The sequence below is a fragment of the Bdellovibrionales bacterium genome (genome assembly GCA_016716765.1).
GTDB lineage: Bacteria > Bdellovibrionota > Bdellovibrionia > Bdellovibrionales > UBA1609 > JADJVA01.
The window spans coordinates 527,126-545,803 of record JADJVA010000025.1; the positions used below are offsets into that span (position 1 = coordinate 527,126).

The 18,678-nt window shown below is 45.5% G+C and carries 18 protein-coding genes and 1 pseudogene; 10 read left to right on the forward strand and 9 right to left on the reverse strand.

The window, feature by feature from the left end; genetic code table 11:
- A complete protein-coding gene (locus IPL83_18885; protein ID MBK9041187.1) occupies positions 1-840 on the reverse strand; it encodes a hypothetical protein in 840 nt (279 codons plus the stop codon).
- A gap of 131 nt (positions 841-971) precedes the next feature.
- On the opposite strand from IPL83_18885, the gene IPL83_18890 reads away from it, so the two are divergent.
- Positions 972-1,877, forward strand: coding sequence for an RsmB/NOP family class I SAM-dependent RNA methyltransferase (locus IPL83_18890; GenBank protein MBK9041188.1), 906 nt, complete (start codon positions 972-974; stop codon positions 1,875-1,877).
- On the opposite strand, the gene IPL83_18895 is transcribed toward IPL83_18890, so the two are convergent.
- Positions 1,874-3,052, reverse strand: coding sequence for a class I SAM-dependent RNA methyltransferase (locus tag IPL83_18895; GenBank protein ID MBK9041189.1), 1,179 nt, complete (start codon positions 3,050-3,052; stop codon positions 1,874-1,876). The genes IPL83_18890 and IPL83_18895 overlap by 4 nt on opposite strands.
- A gap of 12 nt (positions 3,053-3,064) precedes the next feature.
- Positions 3,065-4,030: a hypothetical protein gene (locus tag IPL83_18900; protein ID MBK9041190.1), complete on the reverse strand. Its 966-nt coding sequence runs from the start codon at positions 4,028-4,030 to the stop codon at positions 3,065-3,067.
- Between the two features lie 139 nt (positions 4,031-4,169).
- Between IPL83_18900 and IPL83_18905 the strand changes: the two genes are divergently transcribed.
- The 4 genes from IPL83_18905 to IPL83_18920 all read left to right on the forward strand — a co-directional run bounded on the left by IPL83_18905 (position 4,170) and on the right by IPL83_18920 (position 6,901).
- On the forward strand, positions 4,170-4,925 hold the full coding sequence (locus IPL83_18905) for a TerC family protein (GenBank protein ID MBK9041191.1): 756 nt from the start codon (positions 4,170-4,172) through the stop codon (positions 4,923-4,925).
- The gene (locus IPL83_18910) at positions 4,922-5,926 is read left to right on the forward strand and encodes an AI-2E family transporter (protein MBK9041192.1); all 1,005 of its coding nucleotides are present in this window, start codon (positions 4,922-4,924) and stop codon (positions 5,924-5,926) included. The genes IPL83_18905 and IPL83_18910 overlap by 4 nt, the downstream gene beginning before the upstream one ends.
- 57 nt (positions 5,927-5,983) lie before the next feature.
- On the forward strand, positions 5,984-6,337 hold the full coding sequence (locus IPL83_18915; protein MBK9041193.1) for a DMT family protein: 354 nt from the start codon (positions 5,984-5,986) through the stop codon (positions 6,335-6,337).
- Between the two features lie 315 nt (positions 6,338-6,652).
- The gene (locus tag IPL83_18920) at positions 6,653-6,901 is read left to right on the forward strand and encodes a hypothetical protein (GenBank protein ID MBK9041194.1); all 249 of its coding nucleotides are present in this window, start codon (positions 6,653-6,655) and stop codon (positions 6,899-6,901) included.
- A 44-nt stretch (positions 6,902-6,945) separates the two neighbouring features.
- Here the strand turns inward: IPL83_18920 and IPL83_18925 are convergent, their stop codons facing one another.
- Positions 6,946-7,422 (reverse strand): hypothetical protein, encoded by a 477-nt coding sequence (locus tag IPL83_18925; GenBank protein ID MBK9041195.1) that lies wholly within the window; start codon positions 7,420-7,422, stop codon positions 6,946-6,948.
- A gap of 198 nt (positions 7,423-7,620) precedes the next feature.
- On the opposite strand from IPL83_18925, the gene lspA reads away from it, so the two are divergent.
- Positions 7,621-8,157, forward strand: a complete 537-nt coding sequence (gene lspA, locus IPL83_18930) for a signal peptidase II (protein ID MBK9041196.1) — start codon at positions 7,621-7,623, stop codon at positions 8,155-8,157.
- A 20-nt stretch (positions 8,158-8,177) separates the two neighbouring features.
- On the opposite strand, the gene IPL83_18935 is transcribed toward lspA, so the two are convergent.
- The 4 genes from IPL83_18935 to IPL83_18950 all read right to left on the reverse strand — a co-directional run bounded on the left by IPL83_18935 (position 8,178) and on the right by IPL83_18950 (position 12,182).
- Positions 8,178-9,155: a hypothetical protein gene (locus IPL83_18935; protein ID MBK9041197.1), complete on the reverse strand. Its 978-nt coding sequence runs from the start codon at positions 9,153-9,155 to the stop codon at positions 8,178-8,180.
- The gene (locus IPL83_18940) at positions 9,152-10,213 is read right to left on the reverse strand and encodes a branched-chain amino acid aminotransferase (GenBank protein MBK9041198.1); all 1,062 of its coding nucleotides are present in this window, start codon (positions 10,211-10,213) and stop codon (positions 9,152-9,154) included. The genes IPL83_18935 and IPL83_18940 overlap by 4 nt, the downstream gene beginning before the upstream one ends.
- Before the next feature lie 2 nt (positions 10,214-10,215).
- Positions 10,216-11,376: an aminotransferase class V-fold PLP-dependent enzyme gene (locus IPL83_18945; protein MBK9041199.1), complete on the reverse strand. Its 1,161-nt coding sequence runs from the start codon at positions 11,374-11,376 to the stop codon at positions 10,216-10,218.
- A 122-nt stretch (positions 11,377-11,498) separates the two neighbouring features.
- On the reverse strand, positions 11,499-12,182 hold the full coding sequence (locus tag IPL83_18950; GenBank protein MBK9041200.1) for a PIG-L family deacetylase: 684 nt from the start codon (positions 12,180-12,182) through the stop codon (positions 11,499-11,501).
- A 23-nt stretch (positions 12,183-12,205) separates the two neighbouring features.
- Between IPL83_18950 and IPL83_18955 the strand changes: the two genes are divergently transcribed.
- Complete coding sequence (locus IPL83_18955; GenBank protein MBK9041201.1) at positions 12,206-12,832, forward strand: 6-phosphogluconolactonase; 627 nt, start codon at positions 12,206-12,208, stop codon at positions 12,830-12,832.
- A 42-nt stretch (positions 12,833-12,874) separates the two neighbouring features.
- Here IPL83_18955 and IPL83_18960 read toward each other — a convergent pair whose 3' ends face one another.
- Positions 12,875-14,131 carry a DUF1704 domain-containing protein gene (locus tag IPL83_18960; protein ID MBK9041202.1) on the reverse strand — a complete coding sequence of 419 codons (1,257 nt, stop codon included), beginning with the start codon at positions 14,129-14,131 and terminating at the stop codon, positions 12,875-12,877.
- Positions 14,132-14,273: 142 nt separating this feature from the next.
- Here IPL83_18960 and IPL83_18965 point away from each other — a divergent pair, with 142 nt between their 5' ends.
- The 3 genes and pseudogenes from IPL83_18965 (at position 14,274) to IPL83_18975 (ending at position 18,667) form a co-directional block, all read left to right on the forward strand.
- Positions 14,274-15,467, forward strand: a complete 1,194-nt coding sequence (locus IPL83_18965; GenBank protein MBK9041203.1) for an ATP-grasp domain-containing protein — start codon at positions 14,274-14,276, stop codon at positions 15,465-15,467.
- Between the two features lie 65 nt (positions 15,468-15,532).
- Positions 15,533-16,939: a hypothetical protein gene (locus IPL83_18970; protein ID MBK9041204.1), complete on the forward strand. Its 1,407-nt coding sequence runs from the start codon at positions 15,533-15,535 to the stop codon at positions 16,937-16,939.
- 140 nt (positions 16,940-17,079) lie between these two features.
- A pseudogene (locus tag IPL83_18975) lies at positions 17,080-18,667 on the forward strand (FMN-binding glutamate synthase family protein).
- Positions 18,668-18,678: the final 11 nt, after the last annotated feature.

Genomic DNA, 18,678 nt, shown 5'->3' on the forward strand with positions numbered 1-18,678 from the left:
CTAGAACGATAGGGCAAACTTTCCAGTCACGCGAGTGACGTCGATCATCTTACTGTATTCTAAACCGGCTTTTAAGAAGAACAGTTTAATTTCTGTTCCCCCAAAAAAATGAATTCCGCTTGTCGAAGCCTTTGCTGACTGCTCGGTGGTCAGAGTGCTATCAAAGATATTTCCAGAACCCACGATGCGAAATTCGCCCGAGGACTTTAGCATTCCGATTCCAAAATAGGGTTCAAAAATCAGCAATTCTTTGCTTACGACAAATGCGAGGCCATTTGAGGAACTCGCCAGTTCCAGTTTTGAGTCAACAGGAAGATTTGCGGTGCTGCTGTTGTTGATAACCGTTGCAAAGTGAAGGGAGGTTCGAGACGTGTGGGCCTTTAAGGCTAAGCTAAATGGCAAATTAAAAACCGTATCTGTCATTGTCCAGCGAAGGCCAAAATTGGTGGTTGTAATTTTCATTGTGTCATTTCCTATTGAAGGGATGCCGCTTCCTTCAAAGGTAAGACCAAATGGTACAGAGATCTGGGCGACAATGCCTCCATGAATGAGATGGGCGTCGTCTGCCAGAGGGTCGGCTTCCTTGATGAGGGAATTAAGGCCGGGAGTTGTGGAAATTCCACCGGCAAGGCCCAATTCGAATCCAAACACTCTTCCTAGAGAACTGGCTCCGCTCACTGATGTGTGGACAAAAATTCCCGAGAAATCACCAATAATTTTTTTTAGATCGGCCTCATTTACGTTGTTAAAATTGAAATCTGCAGCCCAAGCCGAAGAACTGAACAACAAAAAGACAAAATTCAGAGTGATCAATGCGTTTTTGAGAATTGAACCGGGCATTATTGCGTCCCCCCGAAAGAATTTTTTACTCTATCCAAAAAAAAAGTGAACTCCGAACAATATTAGGTTGGAAATCAGATCCCGTCTATTACTTTACAACGGACTGATTTAAATTGGGGAAGAGCCAAGTTATGGATAAGAAACTGGATAAGAAGTTGGATAAGAAACTGGGTGAGGATTTTTATCAATATTTTCAAGCAATTTGGGCCGATCGATGGCCCGCACTCTATGAGTCCCTCCTTCAGAAGGAAAGGCAAGTTCTTTTCCATCCCTTTGGTCAGAGTGCCGAGGCGAACGCAGCGGATGAAATAGAGTGGTTAAAATCCTGCTTGTGGCTAACCCAGGATCGTCGCGATTGGATTCAGCAGAGGGATGGCGAGGGCTTGCTCAAGTGCTATGTTATGGATCCAGCCTCAGTTCTAGTTGGAAGAGCCCTAGAGGTTGGAGTTTCGGATCACGTACTTGATATGTGCGCAGCTCCTGGAGGAAAAACATTGGTTCTCGCGCAGGGATTGGGGAGTCAGGGCCTTTTAGATGCCAATGAGATATCCTTACCTCGACGTAAGAGGTTAATTAAAGTTATTCAGCAATATGTTCCTCAGAAGCGACGGGCGGGGATTTACGTCAGGGGAAAAGAGGGACTCAGGTATGGAATTAGCCAGCCAGATTGTTATACGCGCGTTCTTGTTGATGCTCCTTGTTCGGGGGAGAGACACTTGTTATTGTCACCTAAAGACTTAAAAGCTTGGAAGCCGAGTCGAATAAAATCTTTGGCTAAACGCCAGTACGGCCTACTGGCCTCTGCTCTTTTGGCTGCCAAGTCAGGGGGGCTCATTGTTTATTCGACTTGCGCCCTGAGCTATGAAGAGAACGACGGGGTCGTAGAGCGATTGTTAGCGCGCAAGAAAGGCGATGTCGAAGTTGTGTTTAGGAACGCGCCCAGTCCGTTCGCTGAAAAGACCAGCTGCGGATGGATTCATTTGCCCGATCGTTGTGGATTCGGACCTCTCTATTTTTCTGTTTTGAAAAAAATCTAGCTTAGAGAATTCTTCCGATGAAATTGCGCGACGAGTTCGATATGGGGAGTGTGGGGAAACTGATCAACAGGCTGGACTGTTTGAAGGTCCCAACCTCTGCTCTTCAGTTTTTTAGCGTCGGCTGCAAAGGCATGAAGATCGCATGATATATACATCATGTCTTGGAGAGTGGGAAATTCGGAACAGAATTGGTCTATTTGCGGAAACCCACCTCGGGGAGGGTCAAGGAATAAGTATTGGGGTCTCTGGCTCCACCGACGGATTGAATTCCAATTCTTTATACGATAAAGGTCCAATTGCTCGCAAAAAACACCTGGAAGTTTCTTCTTTGCTAGCTGCTCGATCGCCTCTTGTCCGTTCTCTCCGGCAAAAACCTGAGAAAAAGAGAGGCCACTGAAAATCTCTGTGAAGTTTCCTGAACCACAAAAAAGCTCAATCAGGGGGAGGCGTGGGTCTAAGCTACTGGCCCACGTCCTTGCCAGAGATTTCATGAGATCATTTTGTTCGTCATTTGCCTGGCGAAACGGTATTTTTTGGTTTGGGATGAGGTTCGCGGGATTCATGGCGTCGTCAAATTCTAAGAAAGACCACAGAAATCCCTCTTTCGGATTCCATTGCCTATTGGGAAGTTGGCTTATCAGTGACGCGAGAATAGAGCGGATCTTTTTATTCACAATGAGGCAGTCCGATATGGGCGCAAAATTCTTAGACTCGGACGAAACAAATCCTATACTCGTCCCGTTCGATTTTACTTGAATTCGATTGCGATAGCCATATGGCTGGGAACAGCTCGCAATCTCCAAGATCCGGGTGCTAGGGGAAACAACTTTGGCTCGCTCCAGTTGGCTTTGAACTAATTTTTGCTTATAAAAGAGTTGGGAGTGATAGCTGGCAATCATCCATGGGCACCCTCCGCACTTGCCGGCTTCATGGCCTTGATGTGGACAGAGTGGCGTGGTTCGTTGTGGACTTTTCTCGATGAGCTCCACGAGGCGACCAAATCCATAGTTTTTATGCATCTTGATCGGTTCAAATCGTCCATGGTCTCCAGGCCAGACACCGGGTACAAAGAGAACTCTCCCATCAGGCAAATCCAGAACTCCAAGACCTTTTCCTGAAAGATCTCTCACCCTTGCTACAAACACATTTGATTCTAATTTGGAATTTAGCATCATGATTTCAAGGTCCTATTCCCCCACAATCACTTCAACTTTAAAGCTAATGGAAGCGATAAAAGAAAAGTTCTCTGTTCGAGGCCAATTGCCAACCGGTTGAATGTTAAAGAAAAACCAGTTCGATTTAATTCGACGCCGAAAATTAGCTCCAGCAGAATACTCCTCGGAGTGGGGAGACGGAACATTATTTCCGGTCATTCTAAGAAAATACAAGAATGCCCAGTTGTCATTTATCTTCTGAATGAGATTGAGGGACTGATCAAATACATATTTTTCATCAGATCTAAGCCAGGAAGCGGTATTCTCAGAGCGGAATAACAAAGAATCTGAGATCTCTCTGTCAAACTCGAGGGATTCAGTGTGGCCAAAACCCTGAGAATTAAACCAGAATGTTGTTGCCGTTGCTCGAATTTCCCAAAATTCGGGCCACCAAGTGCGTCGGACACGCAACCTCACATAAGGATCTGGAGGTATGACCAGTTTGATACCTGTATCTGCTCCCAGATTCCACTCTTGCGGGACTTCAGGGAGATAGCGGAGTCCCGCAGTGTAAATGTCCTTACCCAGGGATTCGCCCACCGTTTGTTTGTCCCCTTCTCGGTCGTCTCTAAAGCTTCGTGAGAAGTTTTGCATGACAAGGTTGAGTCGCCTTTCGGTGTTCGGTAAAGCAATTCGGGTACGAATATTGGCGGCATAGGTGTCGCCCGAATAGTCTCTAAAATTAGAAATCAAGTTGATTCGAATTCGGCTCTCAGATAGAGCCTCCTCGTCGATGCGACTTGATCCGAAAAATGTGTCCAGTTGCTTTGAAAACTTATGAAGGCGCAAACTCAGTTCCTTTTGAGATTGATCAGCCTTGTCAAGAAATCTCGCCGGAGGTTCTGGTTCGCCATCTGGATGGACAAAGTCCGGCCCTGTGGGGGAGGCCACAGCCGTCAGGCACCAAAGAGACAATGTAAACACAATAGAGCTTCGCACGAGGCGACTCTAGGGGAGGTTTTTGACGAGGTCAATGAATCCTCTCATCTTGCTGGAGAGGTCAAAATTGACATGTTTGAGTCTTGGGACTAACGTTCCCCTAAAAGAGACCATAGACAATAGCAAATTAAGGGGTTTGATGATGGATTTCATTTTTACAGCAGAGGGCCTTACGGCTCTGGCGACTCTTTCGGTGATGGAAATCGTTTTGGGGATAGATAATATTATTTTTATTTCTATTCTGGTATCTCAACTTCCCTCTGTTCAACAAAAGAAAGCCCGATCTCTGGGAATTTTTTTGGCGCTTTTTTTGAGACTTATCCTCTTGTTTTCAATCACCTGGATAATGGGGCTGAAGGAGCCATTTTTTACTCTTTTTGAAAAGTCCTTTTCCGGAAGAGATTTGATTCTTCTGGGCGGCGGGCTTTTTTTGATTTTTAAGTCAACCATCGAAATCCACAATAAGGTTGAGAGATCCGAGGAGGTGGCGAGCATTCACAGCCCCAGTGCGAGGGGATTTTTTTTAGTACTTTTCCAGATCATTGTTTTGGATCTTGTTTTCTCATTCGATTCAGTTATTACGGCAGTAGGGATGGTACAACAGGTGCCAATCATGATTACGGCGATGTCTTTGGCGATGCTAGTGATGCTACTGTCGGCGGGAGCTATTTCAGGTTTTGTGGATAGACATCCCACGGTTAAGATTTTGGCATTGTCTTTTCTATTGATGATAGGAGTGATGTTGGTCGTAGAGGGAATGGGCGGACACGTGAGTAAGGCATATATTTACTTTTCCATGTTTTTTTCGCTATCCGTCGAGTTATTGAATTTGCGATACCGGATGAATCGCCCTTTGCCAGGGATCAAACTTGAAGCCAAAAGGGAGGCGAAATGAAGAACAGAATGAAGTCGGAAAATAATTTGAATCAGTATTGCCTCTTGTTTCTGTCGGCGGTGGCGGCCACGGGAGCTCTGATTTACACCCGTACCATTATGATCCCGTTTGTCTTTAGTATTTTCTTTTTTGCTTTGACCTCTCCGACGGTCAAATGGTTGCAAAATCGAACACGGCTCCCCCGATGGCTTGCTCTCACTTTTGTTTTTTTGAGTGTTTGTTTGGTGAGTGTCGGCCTTATCTTAATCATTACATCCTCAATCGGGAACTTTGTAAGTGGTGCTGAATCATATAAAATTCGTTTGTTTGAGCTCTTTGCGACTGTGCTTGAAAAAGCAGGGGATTATGGTTTTTCCTCAGATAAGGAATCTATCATTGCCCAGCTAAAGGATCTCCCTGTTTTTGCATTTTTGCGGACGCTGACCGCAGAAATAACAGTGCTGTTCAGCAATTTCTTTTTGATCTTAATTTTTTTGATTTTTCTTCTGGCTGGGGAAAGTGCTGAGCGAAAGCCTCATCCAGTCTTAGACGAAGTGTTGAACAAGATTTCCCGATATTTGGTTTTGAAATCTTTGCTTTCTCTCGTCACTGGAGTGGGAGTTACTCTGATCTTGATTGCCTTTGATGTTGAATTGGCGGTTCTCATCGGGCTTCTGACTTTTCTGCTGAATTTTATTCCAAACGTTGGGTTTCTTCTTTCAACAGTTTTGCCCTTGCCTCTCATTTTCATTGAGTATGGATTTGGGGGGAGATTTTTAGCTGTCTTAATCCTTTCACTCATGGTGCAGTTGATAATGGGAAATTTTTTAGAGCCGAGGTATTTGGGAGAAAGCATGGATCTTCATCCTGTTACCATACTTGTGTTTCTTATATTTTGGGGTTTGGTTTGGGGGGTTGCTGGTATGTTTTTGGCAGTTCCAATTACAGCGGTGATGAAAATTGTTTTGGATCGGTTCTCGACGACAAAACCCGTTGCGGAGCTCTTGGCGGGGCGTTTCTAGGCCAGTATTCTTTCAGATCGTGACGGCGTCATGAGCTTTTTTTATCGTGGGGCGTGCATGTGGCAGACAGTTGTGCTTTTAGGTGTGTCGAATATTTTTATGACCTATGCCTGGTATGGGCACCTCAGGGATTTTAAGGGTAGGGCTCTCATCTTGGCTATTCTTGTGAGCTGGGGAGTGGCCTTTTTTGAGTATTGCTTCCAAGTGCCGGCGAATCGCATTGGATCCGAATATTTTACCTTGCCGCAACTCAAGGTTATTCAAGAGATCATCACAATGACCGTATTTTCTGGTTTTGCCATCTTCTATATGGGGGCTCCTCTGAGTCGAAACTATCTTTACGCTTCAGTCTGCTTGATTGCCGCAGCTTATTTTATTTTTCGAGATGGCCTTCCTCCCGTTGGAGGTTGAAGCACATTTAAACTGGCCCGCTTGATCGTTGTTCCAAACTCCAAGGGACCCTGACTTAACTAAATCTCAGGAATCCAGGATCTTCAAACATGCGTCCGGCAGCAGCGCTCACGTTGTGAGCACTGCACCAAGCCGAACTCGATCCTGAACCCCTGAGATTTAGTTAAGCCAGCTCCTTGTGTGTTGGACACAACAGAATCACCGAAGGCTTGCGGGCCAACCGCAGAATTAAGATTGGGATCTTTCGTTGCACGGGGGGGGGGGGGGGGTCACCAAAAATGAAACTTCCGAACGACGGTGGTGCAACTTATTTTTATGAGTCTAGACACCCTCCTTATCACCAGATCATCTGACAGTGAGAGCTTCCAAAAGGAAGATTTTGATTTTGATACAGTGGTTGGCCCGCAAGCCTTCGGTGATTCTGTTGTGTCCAAAAGACACAGGGAGCTGGCTGAACTAAATCTCAGGGGTTCAGGATCGAGTTCGGCTTGGTGCAGTGCTCACAACGTGAGCGCTGCTGCCGGACGCATGTTTGAAGATCCTGGATTCCTGAGATTTAGTTAAGTCAGGGTCCCTTGGAGTTTGGAACAACGATCAAGCGGGCCAGTTCAAAAGTAGTACCTGGCACCCACGCCTAAATTAGCAGCTAGGCCGGTATCTTCTATCAGGTCAACAATCAGTGCCACTTCGCAAAATATGTCTACTGGACTTGATCGGACTTTATAAAGAAATCCGCCCGATAGACGGGGGCCAAAATTATAGTCGTCTTGGCGAGATTTAATCTGTATGCGAGCTCCCAATCCCCAAAAGGAATCGATTCCCACGCCGTCGATATGGAGAGTTTTTTGGTGGTGTCGCAGAAATGTTGAGTGAAAATAGGTACGGTGCCCTCCAAAATTGAAGGCTAAGACAGCATCTATGGACTGGTTTTGGCTGGTAAAGTAGTTCCCGGAAATCCCGATGGGAGCACCAATCACAAGGCCCAAGCCCAGCTCACGGGCATCGGCGGTAGCATTGAGAAGAGTGAGTAGAAAAATGAAGGAAAAGGATATAGACCAGATTGTAGAAGAGGGAAATCGTTGCACGAGAATCTCCTTCGAAGAATTTTCAAGAATGTCTTGTGTCTCTCAAGAGTTCCCATTCTACTTGGAAATGGATTATCATAAAGTAAAACTTCATTTGATTGCAAATAGGGATGACCTCCCTTATGGATAGCGAGGGTATATTGAGAGGGACTGTTTTGGGCCTTTCAATTGGCGAAATGAATCAGGGGGTGAGAGCTCATGAAGGCAGGTAGGAAATCCTCAGTTAAAATTGGAAAAATCGATTTTAAAAAATGGACGGTCACTTCTCTGATTGTCTTTTTTTTGATCGTTTTTGATCAGGTTATGAAAGAAGTAGCAATATTCTATCTTCGGGGTCAGCCACTGCAATCTTTTTTTGGAGATGTTTTTCGTCTTCAATATGCTGAAAATAAGGGTGCTTTTCTGAGCCTGGGATCGAATTTATCGGGGCCCTCTCGATTTTGGATTTTAGGAGTCATTGTTCTTGTTTTTTTAAGTCTCTATGCCTATCAATTGCTGAAGGGTTCGCCAACGAAGCTTGTGGTTTTTGGGATTTCTTTTGTTATGGGAGGAGGGGTTAGTAATTTGTTGGATCGCTTTTTTCGCGCAGAAGGTTCAGTTATTGATTTTATGAATATGGGTATCGGCAATTTGAGAACGGGAATCTTTAATGTTGCAGATATGGCCATCGTTGTCGGAGTCAGTCTTCTTTTTTATGACTCCTGGCGAGTCAAACGACAAGAGAAAAAGGCCTGAGGCCAGAGTCCAGTGTAACATTAATTCCCATATAAAAAGAATAGGCGCTCTCGATCCACTGCACTTAATCCGATGAGTGTGGGAGTAAGCTGAACTTGACCGATTGGTTTCAGGGTTGTGTCCCCAGGAACTTTGGCAAAGGCAGTGGGAGGGTAGAGCATGGCTGAGAGTGGATCAAAGTCAAAAACACTGCCGCGATATTCATGAATAAGTGAGTCAGGCACCTCGGCAAACTGTGGCCAATAAAGGGGATCTATGTTGTTCCAAACGATCTCCAGATAATGAGTGCGATCTGGTCGTGAATGCTCATGAACAAATCCGAGGGCATGCATGAGCTCATGAATAAGTTCTTGGCGTCCACATTTATCAGCAACCATAATAGGTTGTTTGCCACCCGTGCGACCAATATAAGAGGCGCAGTGTGTGTCATGAGGAATAAAAACAACTGCATCCTCGTCCTTGATTTGAATCGGAACAAAGCGAATGACCGTATTCTCATTAAAATAGTTAATTGCTTTCATCACTCGGTCCGGATCCTTGAGATCTTTATGGATCGCATAGGGAATAACATTGGAATCCCAAAGCAAGGGCTTTTCTGGACGGTGCTGAGCCCTTTTTAATTCTCCGGCTCCTTCAACCTTGCCCAAGAGCACATCACCGTAGGCAATCGCCCAATCATTGTAGATATCGTATGTGATAAGAGATGATTTTTCCTTAAAGGGATTCGAGTCGGCAATTCGGTTCTTATGAGGAACAGCAGGTTTGAGAGGTATTTGTTTATCCTTATTAGGGGGATATTCGAAATTTACGTGCTCGTTTTCATTTCTGAGAGCCGAACCTTGGGAGACAGAAACTTGATGTTGAGGCTGCACTTGAGGATCCACCAGAGGAATTGATAATTTGGGCTCCCCGATTTGGCGAGGTCTAACCTGAACCCACCAAAGGTAACCAAAGGCGCCAGCGACTAAGGATAGGACCAAAACCCCTTTTATCTTCATGCCGAGACAATCCAGCCCGCTGGGGCTGGTCGACGAGCTCTTTGTAGGTCTTTAAGATTTTGCCTCAATAATGTTGTGATGGGGCCATCAGGGGCTTTGAGCGGATAAACAGTTCCATCAGCTTCTCCCAGGAGCTCCACGGCAGTAATGCCGGCAGCTGTTCCAGAAATAAAACACTCAGAGCATAGGCCTGATTCTATTTGCGAAGTCAGTTCATTGATAGGGATGGGCCTTTCTTCAACTCGAAGACCTAGCTCACCTGCTAAATAGATAATTGAATCTCGAGTAATACCGGCCAATATCGAATCACTCAGAGGAGGAGTGACGACACAGTTATCAATGACTGCAAAAAAGTTCATACCCGTCATTTCTTCAATGTATTTTCCGGTCATTGAATCCAGCCAAAGTGACTGGTGAAAGCCCTGTGCTTTGATTTTACGATCGCTCAGTAAACTGGAAGCATAGTTGCCGGCCGTTTTCACAGAGCCAGTTCCTCCGGGAGATGCGGCTCGTCGATATTGCCTTTCAATCATAACCTTGACTCCCCCAGGGGCCGAAAAATAGTTGCCCGACGGAGAACCTATCAGAAGAAAAAGGTAGGAGTTAGCTGGTCTGACTCCGAGACCGACCTGTGATGCGATCATGAAAGGACGCAAATAGAGGTTGAAATTATCTCCCTCCGGAACTAGCGGGGTGGCGAGACTCGAAAATTGAACGACTGATTCGAGAAAGCTTTCAACGGGGAAAGGGGGCATTGCTAGTCGTTCTGCGGAGCGATTGAATCTGTGCGCGTGGTCCAAGGGGCGAAACAGATTGAGGCCATTTGTTCCTCTATAGGCTTTGAGTCCCTCAAAAATTGTCTGACCATAATGAAACACCATGGCAGCAGGATCGAGAGAGAGTTCTTTGTATGGTTGAAGCTCAAGAGATTGCCAAGAGCCTTCTTGAAAAGAACCTTTAATCATAAATGGGCAGAAGAATTTTCCGAATCCCCACTCCGCAGGTAGCTGAGTTTTCGAAATTAGGCTGTGAATAGATGGATCTATCTGAAGGTTCAAATTTAGACTCCTGAATTGAGCGCTTGAAAACGATCCATAAAAGCAAGTAGGCGATCGATGTCAGAGCGATTGTTAAAAAAATGCGTGGCAATTCTTAGGCCACCTTGACGAAAACTCACATGGATATTGTTCTCTGTTAAGTAATAGAGGAGCTTCTCTGCATTTGGAACTCTCAAGAGAACGATCCCACTGTTAAATGTGTTCGTGTCGCCTTTACGGGACCTTTTACTCAGGATTTCAACGGAGGGCAACTTGTCTTGAATTTCTTCCACGAGATATTCAGAGAGTTCAAGAATCCTCTGGCTAATTGATTCGGCCCCGATGCGGTTCAGTTCTCTTATTTGGTTGCGAAGAGCCGCAATGGTCGCAATGGGCGGAACTCCCAGTTCAAAGGCGCGGGCAGTCTGCGCAAGATCAACGTGAAAATTATCCATGTTCATTGGTTTTCTGACCCCGAGCCATCCGGCCAGAGGCCAGCGGGCTTCTTGATGTAGTTTTTCATCCAGAAACATCAGAGAGAGCCCAAAACCGCAACACATCCATTTATGGCAACTGGCGGCAAGTGCTGTGATGCCCGAGTGAACGGTTCGAACGGGAAAGGCCCCGAGCGATTGAGTGGCGTTGACAATCAAATAAGATTGAGAACGACGGCAGAGATCACCTAAAACATCTAAATTCTGTCGAAAGCCAGTACCGTATTGAACCGCGCTCGTCAAAGTGATGGAAGGGGGAGACATGGTTAAGGTTTTTTCTAGATCTACAGCAGAAACCTGATTGACCTGGAAACCATGATGTATCCAAGCCAGCGTCGTCGATGGAAACTCTTCTTTGCAGGTGAGGACTGACAGAGGCTTTTTTTGCCTAAGAAGAAGTTCTTTAAAGGTCATGGCCAGTAAATTCATGGCAAGACTTGTGTTGCTCGTGAAGGCAATTTCAGATTCGTTGTGAGCTCCGATAAAAGGAACTATATCATTTCGACTTTCCTCAATTTCTTCCAGTGTTTTGAGCCAATGAATATCGCCATGTTCGAGTAGCTCAGAATAATGCGTCTGATAAGCCTTCCACGCAGCTTGTGATAAGGGACCTGCGGCGGCAGTCAGCAAATAAGTTTGATTCTGTGCAGCGGGAAATTGAGCCCGCTCCATTTCCCAATTTGGGGACATCTTTGTACCATCCATCTAAGATTAGCAGAATGGCGGTGATTCTAGCTGTGTAATGGTCAATCATCAATCCTAAAATACTTGGCAGGAAAGTGGTCATTGGCCGATTGTTGGGTGTCTTGGTTTTAGAAGGGGCGTTGCATTTGTGCCAAAGATCCATCCTTCATGTAGGACCAATACCACCTGAAGACATTTAAATCAGAAAGTTTTGGTTTCTTTCCATAGCAAAAAAAGGAGTAGAGAGCTTCAACTTCTTTGAGATCAACTTGTACGAATCCTTCCGAACTTGTCGCTGGCAGGAGGTGGGCAAATCGGCGAGTCTCAGATGCGTAGATCGTCGAGAGAATTCGAGCCTTTTTCTGGTAGGATTTTTCGGTGAGATGAATTCGCAAAGAGGGGAATGCGTTGTAAGCAGAACTGAATACAGGGACTTTCGTAAAAAATGCCCGGTGAACCGCAAGAGAGACGTCTTGATGGTGAGGATGTCCGTACTCTCCCAGAATATTGTGGGTAAAAACTCTGTGGGGAGTTAAGACCAAGTTGAGTTTTTGAATCAGAGTTGCAACATCTAGTCGTTTTTCATAGAGATCTGGATATTTCCACCAATGGGCCTTTGCAACACCCAGTTCCTTGCAGGCGCTTAAAAACTGGCGATGACGGCGTCGGCCCATTCCGTCGGCATTGCCATCTGTTACGCAGATCACTTCCCAGGGCCTTTGGCGAGGGCGACTTTGGATAAGGCCTGAAAAAAATAGAGTTTCGTCATCGGGATGAGCTGTAATGATAAGATCTGATTTTTTTCTTTTCATATGCTCCTCTTCAAGAAATAATTGTGCCTATGGAAATAATTGTCGGCAAGGGATTGCAAGATTGGGTCGAGCGAGCAGATAGCTGGTGTCTGAGAGCCTATACTTTAGATGAGTGTCGTTCCTTCTACCTTCCAGCAGGAAATACGCCAGTTCCCCTTTATCGCAATTGGGAAAAATTGCGGCCCTCCTTTCTTCGTGAGTGCAATCTCTTGCAAATTGACGAGGTTCTTACTGGGCAGAAGAAAGGCGTATTCAGTCGTTTTTTTCAGACTGAACTTCCAAGTTTGAGCAATGCAGTTGTCCCACCGAATAGTGAATTCTTTCAAGCAGATGCGGCTGTTTTGGGACTGGGGAAGAACGGTCATTTGGGTTTTCATGAGCCTGGATTGCCAGATTCAGTTTTTCTGGCTTGCGTGTCATTGGAAGAGATCACTTGTTTGAATTTGGGTCTTGAGCATGAGTCTTGGGGACTCACCTATGGTCTAGGAGCATTTCTTCGTTGCAGGAGAGTACTTATGATGGTCCGAGGCGAAGAAAAAAGAGAAATTTTAGAAGCAATTCTGAGACAGGATAATTCAACTCCCGCAGCTCAATTGCTTCGGCTGCATCCCGAGGTGACGGTTCTTTGTGATGACCTATCACGTCCATGAAATTGACGACACGCCCAAGAGGCAATTTTACTATCAAAACAATCAATTAAGAATTTTGGAAAAATAATTTTGAACTTTTTCCATATTGATCTTATTGAATGCGTTCGAAAAGCTCATCCATACGGAAATCCCATTGAGATCAGAGAATTGCGGGGGTAGGTAGAGAGGGGCGTCAACCAATCCCTCTTTGTGTTTGGCATAAAGAAGTGGGACATCCACGACATTGAGTTTTCCTGTAAATAGGTAGGGAATGAGTTCAACTCGCCCTGCTTTCATGGCAGTGCGAATGAAATTATAATTTTCGACAAAGCCTCGAACGTACGAAATATCCTTCGTAAAAGGAGCTCCGCCCTTTAGATCTCCACCGCGCAGGGTCCGTTGGCAATTTTTGAGAGCTTCCGATTCACTGTATCCTTCGGTTCTGAAAAATTCGATAAGTTCAAGTGCATCTGCTCCATCTTCGGCCTTATCTATGGCCAGAACGCGATCGTTGATGGCCCGGGCCCTCGTCGGATAACTAGAGAAAGTGAACAACTCAAGCAACACAGCAAGTCCTTCCTGGGTTGCTGTTGTGCGAGGGGGGCCCTTGGCCAGGTGCGTACAGAGGTGTTGTTTGAGACCATTCAGAGTTGTTCCAACATGTACCCAGCCTTCATGAACCTCTAAAACTTGAATATCCTTCAGGGAGAAAAAGGCATCTGTTTTTATTTTGATATAATCACTCCCAGCCGCCGCATCAGCTAAAATGCCGTCGGAGAGAAGAGCGCGAACGGGATCGTCTTTAAAATAGGCCTGAAATCTTTCGTTAAGAATGGCCACTGTGTCGACAGCGGAAATATTCTTTTCATATTGGCGACCCAGTTGTTTGTCGTCAATTCCAGACAGTATTTCATACATGAGCGTGGCGACTTCGCGAATCGTTGTCTCACCGTCAATAAATGTTTCCTTGGGACTTCCGTAAAGCTGGCGTGAGCAATGATAGAATTGCTTTGTTCCTCTCGCTAACAGCATTTGAATGACTGTCTGATATTCTTTGCAGGCCAGTTGCATGTGGTTACCCAGAGGATCTTCAGGTCCGAGATCGTTCTGAATTGCTTTCATGATATCTTCAAACTCGATAATTTTTTTTTCAGGATCGTAGCCGAGCGGACGAGCCAGGTATTCCTCGCGGCCGATTCTTGGAAGATCTTTAAAGTCTGATTCAACAATAAATTTTTCGACTTCTATCGGCCATTTAATGGCCTCCAGAATGCGGATGGGTTGCTGAGCTTGCACGATCGCGTCAGAGAGCTTTTTCAATTTTTCTTTGTAGGTTTTCCAAGCCATTTGCCAGATTGTACCAAATGAATGTTAAGAATTCAGTAAAAAGCGTTGTTACGGGCCTCAGTCGGTCGAGAAACACTTGAATCCCGCCTAAATATATTTTCTATTTGGAGGGAGTGTGCTTGTGCTGTGGAAGAAGGAAAGTGGGGTATTTTGCTTGCGTCAGAAAGTTTTGCTTCTCGGCTATAGAAAAAATGCCATAAAGGCGGCCAAGAGTCTGGGGATTGATGTGGACATTGCCTGTTTGGGAGGCGAGCCATCTCCGGCACATACCTATCCTCTCAATATTTGGCAGTCTGAATCTGAGGAAAAACTGACAGAACAGATAGAGGATTCGTTCGCGCCTGGAGATTTGGGGTATGCTGCAATCCTTGCACTCACAGAAAGATCAGTTCCATTTGCGGGAAGGCTGCGTGATCAATTTGGGGTTTCGGGAATGTCTGAGTCCTCAGCGAATTTGTGCCATTTTAAGAACCAAATGAAGGATGTGGCTCGAAAAAACGGAATTCGAGTGGCTGATCATGCGGTCATTACTCCGGAGACCGACATGGATCTTCTTATTGAGAAGTGGGGGTGGCCACTTGTCATAAAGGAAGCCGGACTATCGGGTAGTCGCGGCATGAAATTTTGTTGGAATAGATCGGAGCTAGTTGAGGCCTGGCATGTTGGCAAGCTAGTTGAGGCTTTAGTCCACGGGAGAGAGATGAGTATTGAGAGCTTACTTGTGAATGGCAAGGTGCGCTTCACAAACTTTACGGCTTACCATCGTTTGTTCGAGATGAATCTAGTTCCAGCGAAAATTTCAAAAGAAGTATCGGAAGATTTGCTGGATTTTAATCAGAGAGTTCTCAGTGCCTTTGGGATTCAATCAGGAATGACACATCTTGAGCTTTTTTTGACTGATGGAGGACCTGTGTTTGGAGAGCTTGCAGTGCGCCCACCGGGTGGTCACATCCTTTCTCTGATTGAGAAGTGCTATGGATTTGATCCTTGGAAATCAGTTTTACAGATTGAACTGGGGAAGGAACCAGATTTGTCGTCGTGGTCGGGAAAGTATGCAGGTGCCTGGATTATTCATCCCGGAGCGGGAAAATTAGTTCGTATCCAGGGGAAAGACGTTATTTCGCAAATGCCAGAATTGGAGAAGCTCAGATTGAAGGTTAGTTGTGGACAGAAGATTTTGCCGCGGGTCGGCTCGGGAATTGAAATTGGTCACGCCATTTTTACAGGTGACACCTATGAGCAAGTCGCTCAGGCGCTGGATTTAGCTAGGGAGACGCTTCTATTTACGGTTGAAAGTCCCTCGGGGTAAAACAGATTGAATGATGGCATTCCACGATGTAGATTTTTACCTGCTATAATGGGAGGTGGTGTGAAGTGTATTATTGTTTGTTGATTGCTCTTCTTTGGATAGGTGGTTGTTCTCACTTTCAACCAAAAGTAAAAGAGGTCGAAGAATCCGCTGGTGAGCCTTCTTTTTGCCGGAATAATTTTTTTCAGGAGAAGAATGGAAAAGAGGTTGTTCCTTTTTGCCCCGTTTCAGAAGGTTTGGTTCTTCTGCCCGCCACGTTTCCTCCTGCGCAGATATTTTTGGGATATGTTCCTCAGCCTTCCCATGTTCAATTTTTGAGAGATCTGTTGGATAAATTGGTCGAAGATTCTCATCGACCTCAGGTGATAGTCACAGTTCCGAGGCACGATAATGATGAGGCCTACCGTCTCTTCAAAAAATATCTGGAACCACCATACTCCAGTTTTGTCCGTTTCCTTTCGATGCCATCAGATGATTCTCTTTGGACACAGGATTATTTTGAAGTCGGGATATCAACGGTGTCAGGTCGGGGAACCATTGTGGATCTTCCTTCTCAGGGATTAGAGAGCGAGTCCATTCCTGCTTCTCTTGCTTTGAGTTGTCAGATGGGGTTAGTTCAGCCTGAAAATGTGATTGACCAAAAAAAGCTCAAGGGTCAAAGTGACTTTGGCGGGAATATCGAAGCCTTTCCAGGTAATTTTCTGGTGGTGGGAGATCACTTGAGCTCTTCAGCCCAAGATCTTCTCGAAGTCAATCTTTCTCAGGATATATTGAGGGTCAATACAAGCTGGGGAGAGCCGGGTCAAATAGATGAGATGTTTACGGTCTTGCCAGACCGCCAGAATAACCAGGGCCATTGTGGATTTTCGATTCTCTATTCTTCTCCTGAACTGGCCTTAAAGATTTTGCGGGAACAAGGATTGGAATCTAAGAGGAGCCGGTTGAGTCCACCCATTCCCGAAGGCGAGGAATCGATTCCTGTTATTGAGCGAGTTGACTTTAGTGAGTGTTATGGACTTTTGAAAGACGAGGCCTATAAGAATTCAAGTAATAAAATTCGCCAGAAATGTGAGGAACTTTTAAAGGCTAATAGCGCGTATGCAAAGTCTATCAACGAAAGTCTTGGCCAGATTATTGAATCCATTGAAAAACGCACGAACTGCTCAGCTATAAAGAGCATTCCTATGCCGGTCCTCTATGGTCCAGAAAAAATTAAGGGTCAATACGGCACGAAGGAGGATTATGCTATGAACGTTAATCCAAACCCAATTAATCTCATTTCGTTAGGACAGGTGGTTGTTTTGGCGAAGCAGGCCTATCCTCCCTTCGACGAGTATGTCTTGGAAAAAATAAAATCTTTGGGTCTAGATGTTCATTCTATCGACGGTAGCTATGTTCATTATTTGCGCGGCGGAATTCATAGCACTTCGAACGTGGTGAGAATGTGTCGTCCTCCTGATTCTGATAAATAGCTCATCTGAAAGCTCCTGTAGATAGGAACCTGTGCAGAGAGAAGACCAACCTGGCCCAGTCCATCCAAAGGCTTGTCGCAGGCTGGACCTTGTCAGGCCTATCCTGATGATTGATACTAATCAGCGTGGAGGAATCCGTTATGCGTAAAAGTTTTGTTATTGGATCTGTTATTGTTTCTGCACTTATCCTGGCCTTTTCAATTATCAACCCATCGGCTCTTTGGTGTTTTGTTGTCGTTGGCCCTTTGCTGATCATTGGCTATCACGATTTGTTGCAAAAATCTCATACTGTGCGCAGAAATTTTCCACTCATCGGAAACTTTAGATATCTGTTTGAGGCAATCAGGCCTGAGATCAATCAGTACTTCGTTGAGTCAAATACGGACGGAGTTCCGTTCAGTCGGGAACAGCGCAGCCTCGTATATCAGCGCGCGAAAGGAATGCTGGATACTCTCCCCCTTTGGGACTCAAAAGGATGTCTATCAATTGGGGTATGAGTGGCTCAATCATTCGTTGATTCCATCTCATGTTGATCCGAAGAGTTTGCGTGTGAGCATCGGTGGCCCTGATTGTAAGCAGGTTTACAGTTCCAGCATCATGAATATCTCAGCGATGAGTTATGGAGCCTTAAGTAAAAATGCCGTTTTGGCCCTCAATGGGGGAGCAAAGGATGGTAACTTTGCTCACAATACGGGTGAGGGCGGGCTGAGTCCCTATCATCTGCAAAGCGGTGGGGACATAACTTGGCAGATTGGAACTGGATATTTCGGTTGTCGCAGTCCAGATGGAAAATTTGACTCGCAGCTTTTTAAGGACAAAGCTCGTCTCCCTCAGGTAAAAATGATTGAAATAAAGCTCTCTCAAGGGGCAAAGCCCGGTCACGGGGGGATACTTCCCGCCGCCAAGGTGACAAAAGAAATTTCAGAAATTCGAGGCGTACCCATGGGTCAAGACGTGATGTCGCCTCCTGGCCATACTGCCTTCAGAACTCCCATCGAGTTACTTCAGTTTGTTGGTCGGTTGCGCGATCTCTCCGAAGGAAAGCCTGTTGGTTTCAAACTTTGTCTCGGAAAAAGACATGAATTTTTGGCGGTCTGTAAGGCCATGATTGAGACTGGTATCACACCTGATTTTATCACTGTCGATGGAGGAGAAGGGGGAACAGGAGCTGCACCCTTAGAGTTTTCGAACAATGTCGGCACACCTCTGACAGAAGGATTGATTTTCGTTCACAATTGTCTTGTCGGCTACAATCTACGCCACCGAATAAAGGTGATCGCTTCTGGAAAAGTCACTTCTGGATTTGATGTCATCAAAAGACTGGCCTTGGGAGCCGATGTTGTTAATTCTGCGCGGGCCTTTATGTTAGCCCTCAGCTGTATTCAGGCCCTGCGATGCAATAACAACAGTTGCCCAACTGGAGTGACCACTCAAGATCCTTCACTCGTATCAGGATTATGGGTGCCGAGCAAAAGAAAGAGAGTCCATGCCTTTCATGATCACACAGTTGAAAGTGTTGCTGAGATTCTAGGGTCCATGGGTATTGAGTCGACTCGGGATCTACGACCATGGCATTTGACGAGGAGGGTGGGCGTGGCCGAAGTGAAGAGTTATTCGGAATTGTATGAATATTTAAAGCCAGGAGCATTGCTCGAACCTGTTTTGCCTGAGTCTTACTCACGTGAGGCGAAAATGGCAGATGCTCACAACTTTAAAGATGTGGGGTAAGAATTTTTTTC

Excerpts from the sequence above, each read along its gene's own strand:
- IPL83_18885 (MBK9041187.1), bottom strand. The coding sequence starts at position 840 with ATGCCCGGTTCAATTCTCAAAAACGCATTGATCACTCTGAATTTTGTC.
- IPL83_18890 (MBK9041188.1), top strand. The coding sequence starts at position 972 with ATGGATAAGAAACTGGATAAGAAGTTGGATAAGAAACTGGGTGAGGAT.
- IPL83_18895 (MBK9041189.1), bottom strand. The coding sequence starts at position 3,052 with ATGATGCTAAATTCCAAATTAGAATCAAATGTGTTTGTAGCAAGGGTG.
- IPL83_18905 (MBK9041191.1), top strand. The coding sequence starts at position 4,170 with ATGATGGATTTCATTTTTACAGCAGAGGGCCTTACGGCTCTGGCGACT.
- IPL83_18910 (MBK9041192.1), top strand. The coding sequence starts at position 4,922 with ATGAAGAACAGAATGAAGTCGGAAAATAATTTGAATCAGTATTGCCTC.
- IPL83_18915 (MBK9041193.1), top strand. The coding sequence starts at position 5,984 with ATGTGGCAGACAGTTGTGCTTTTAGGTGTGTCGAATATTTTTATGACC.
- IPL83_18920 (MBK9041194.1), top strand. The coding sequence starts at position 6,653 with ATGAGTCTAGACACCCTCCTTATCACCAGATCATCTGACAGTGAGAGC.
- lspA (MBK9041196.1), top strand. The coding sequence starts at position 7,621 with ATGAAGGCAGGTAGGAAATCCTCAGTTAAAATTGGAAAAATCGATTTT.
- IPL83_18935 (MBK9041197.1), bottom strand. The coding sequence starts at position 9,155 with ATGAAGATAAAAGGGGTTTTGGTCCTATCCTTAGTCGCTGGCGCCTTT.
- IPL83_18945 (MBK9041199.1), bottom strand. The coding sequence starts at position 11,376 with ATGTCCCCAAATTGGGAAATGGAGCGGGCTCAATTTCCCGCTGCACAG.
- IPL83_18950 (MBK9041200.1), bottom strand. The coding sequence starts at position 12,182 with ATGAAAAGAAAAAAATCAGATCTTATCATTACAGCTCATCCCGATGAC.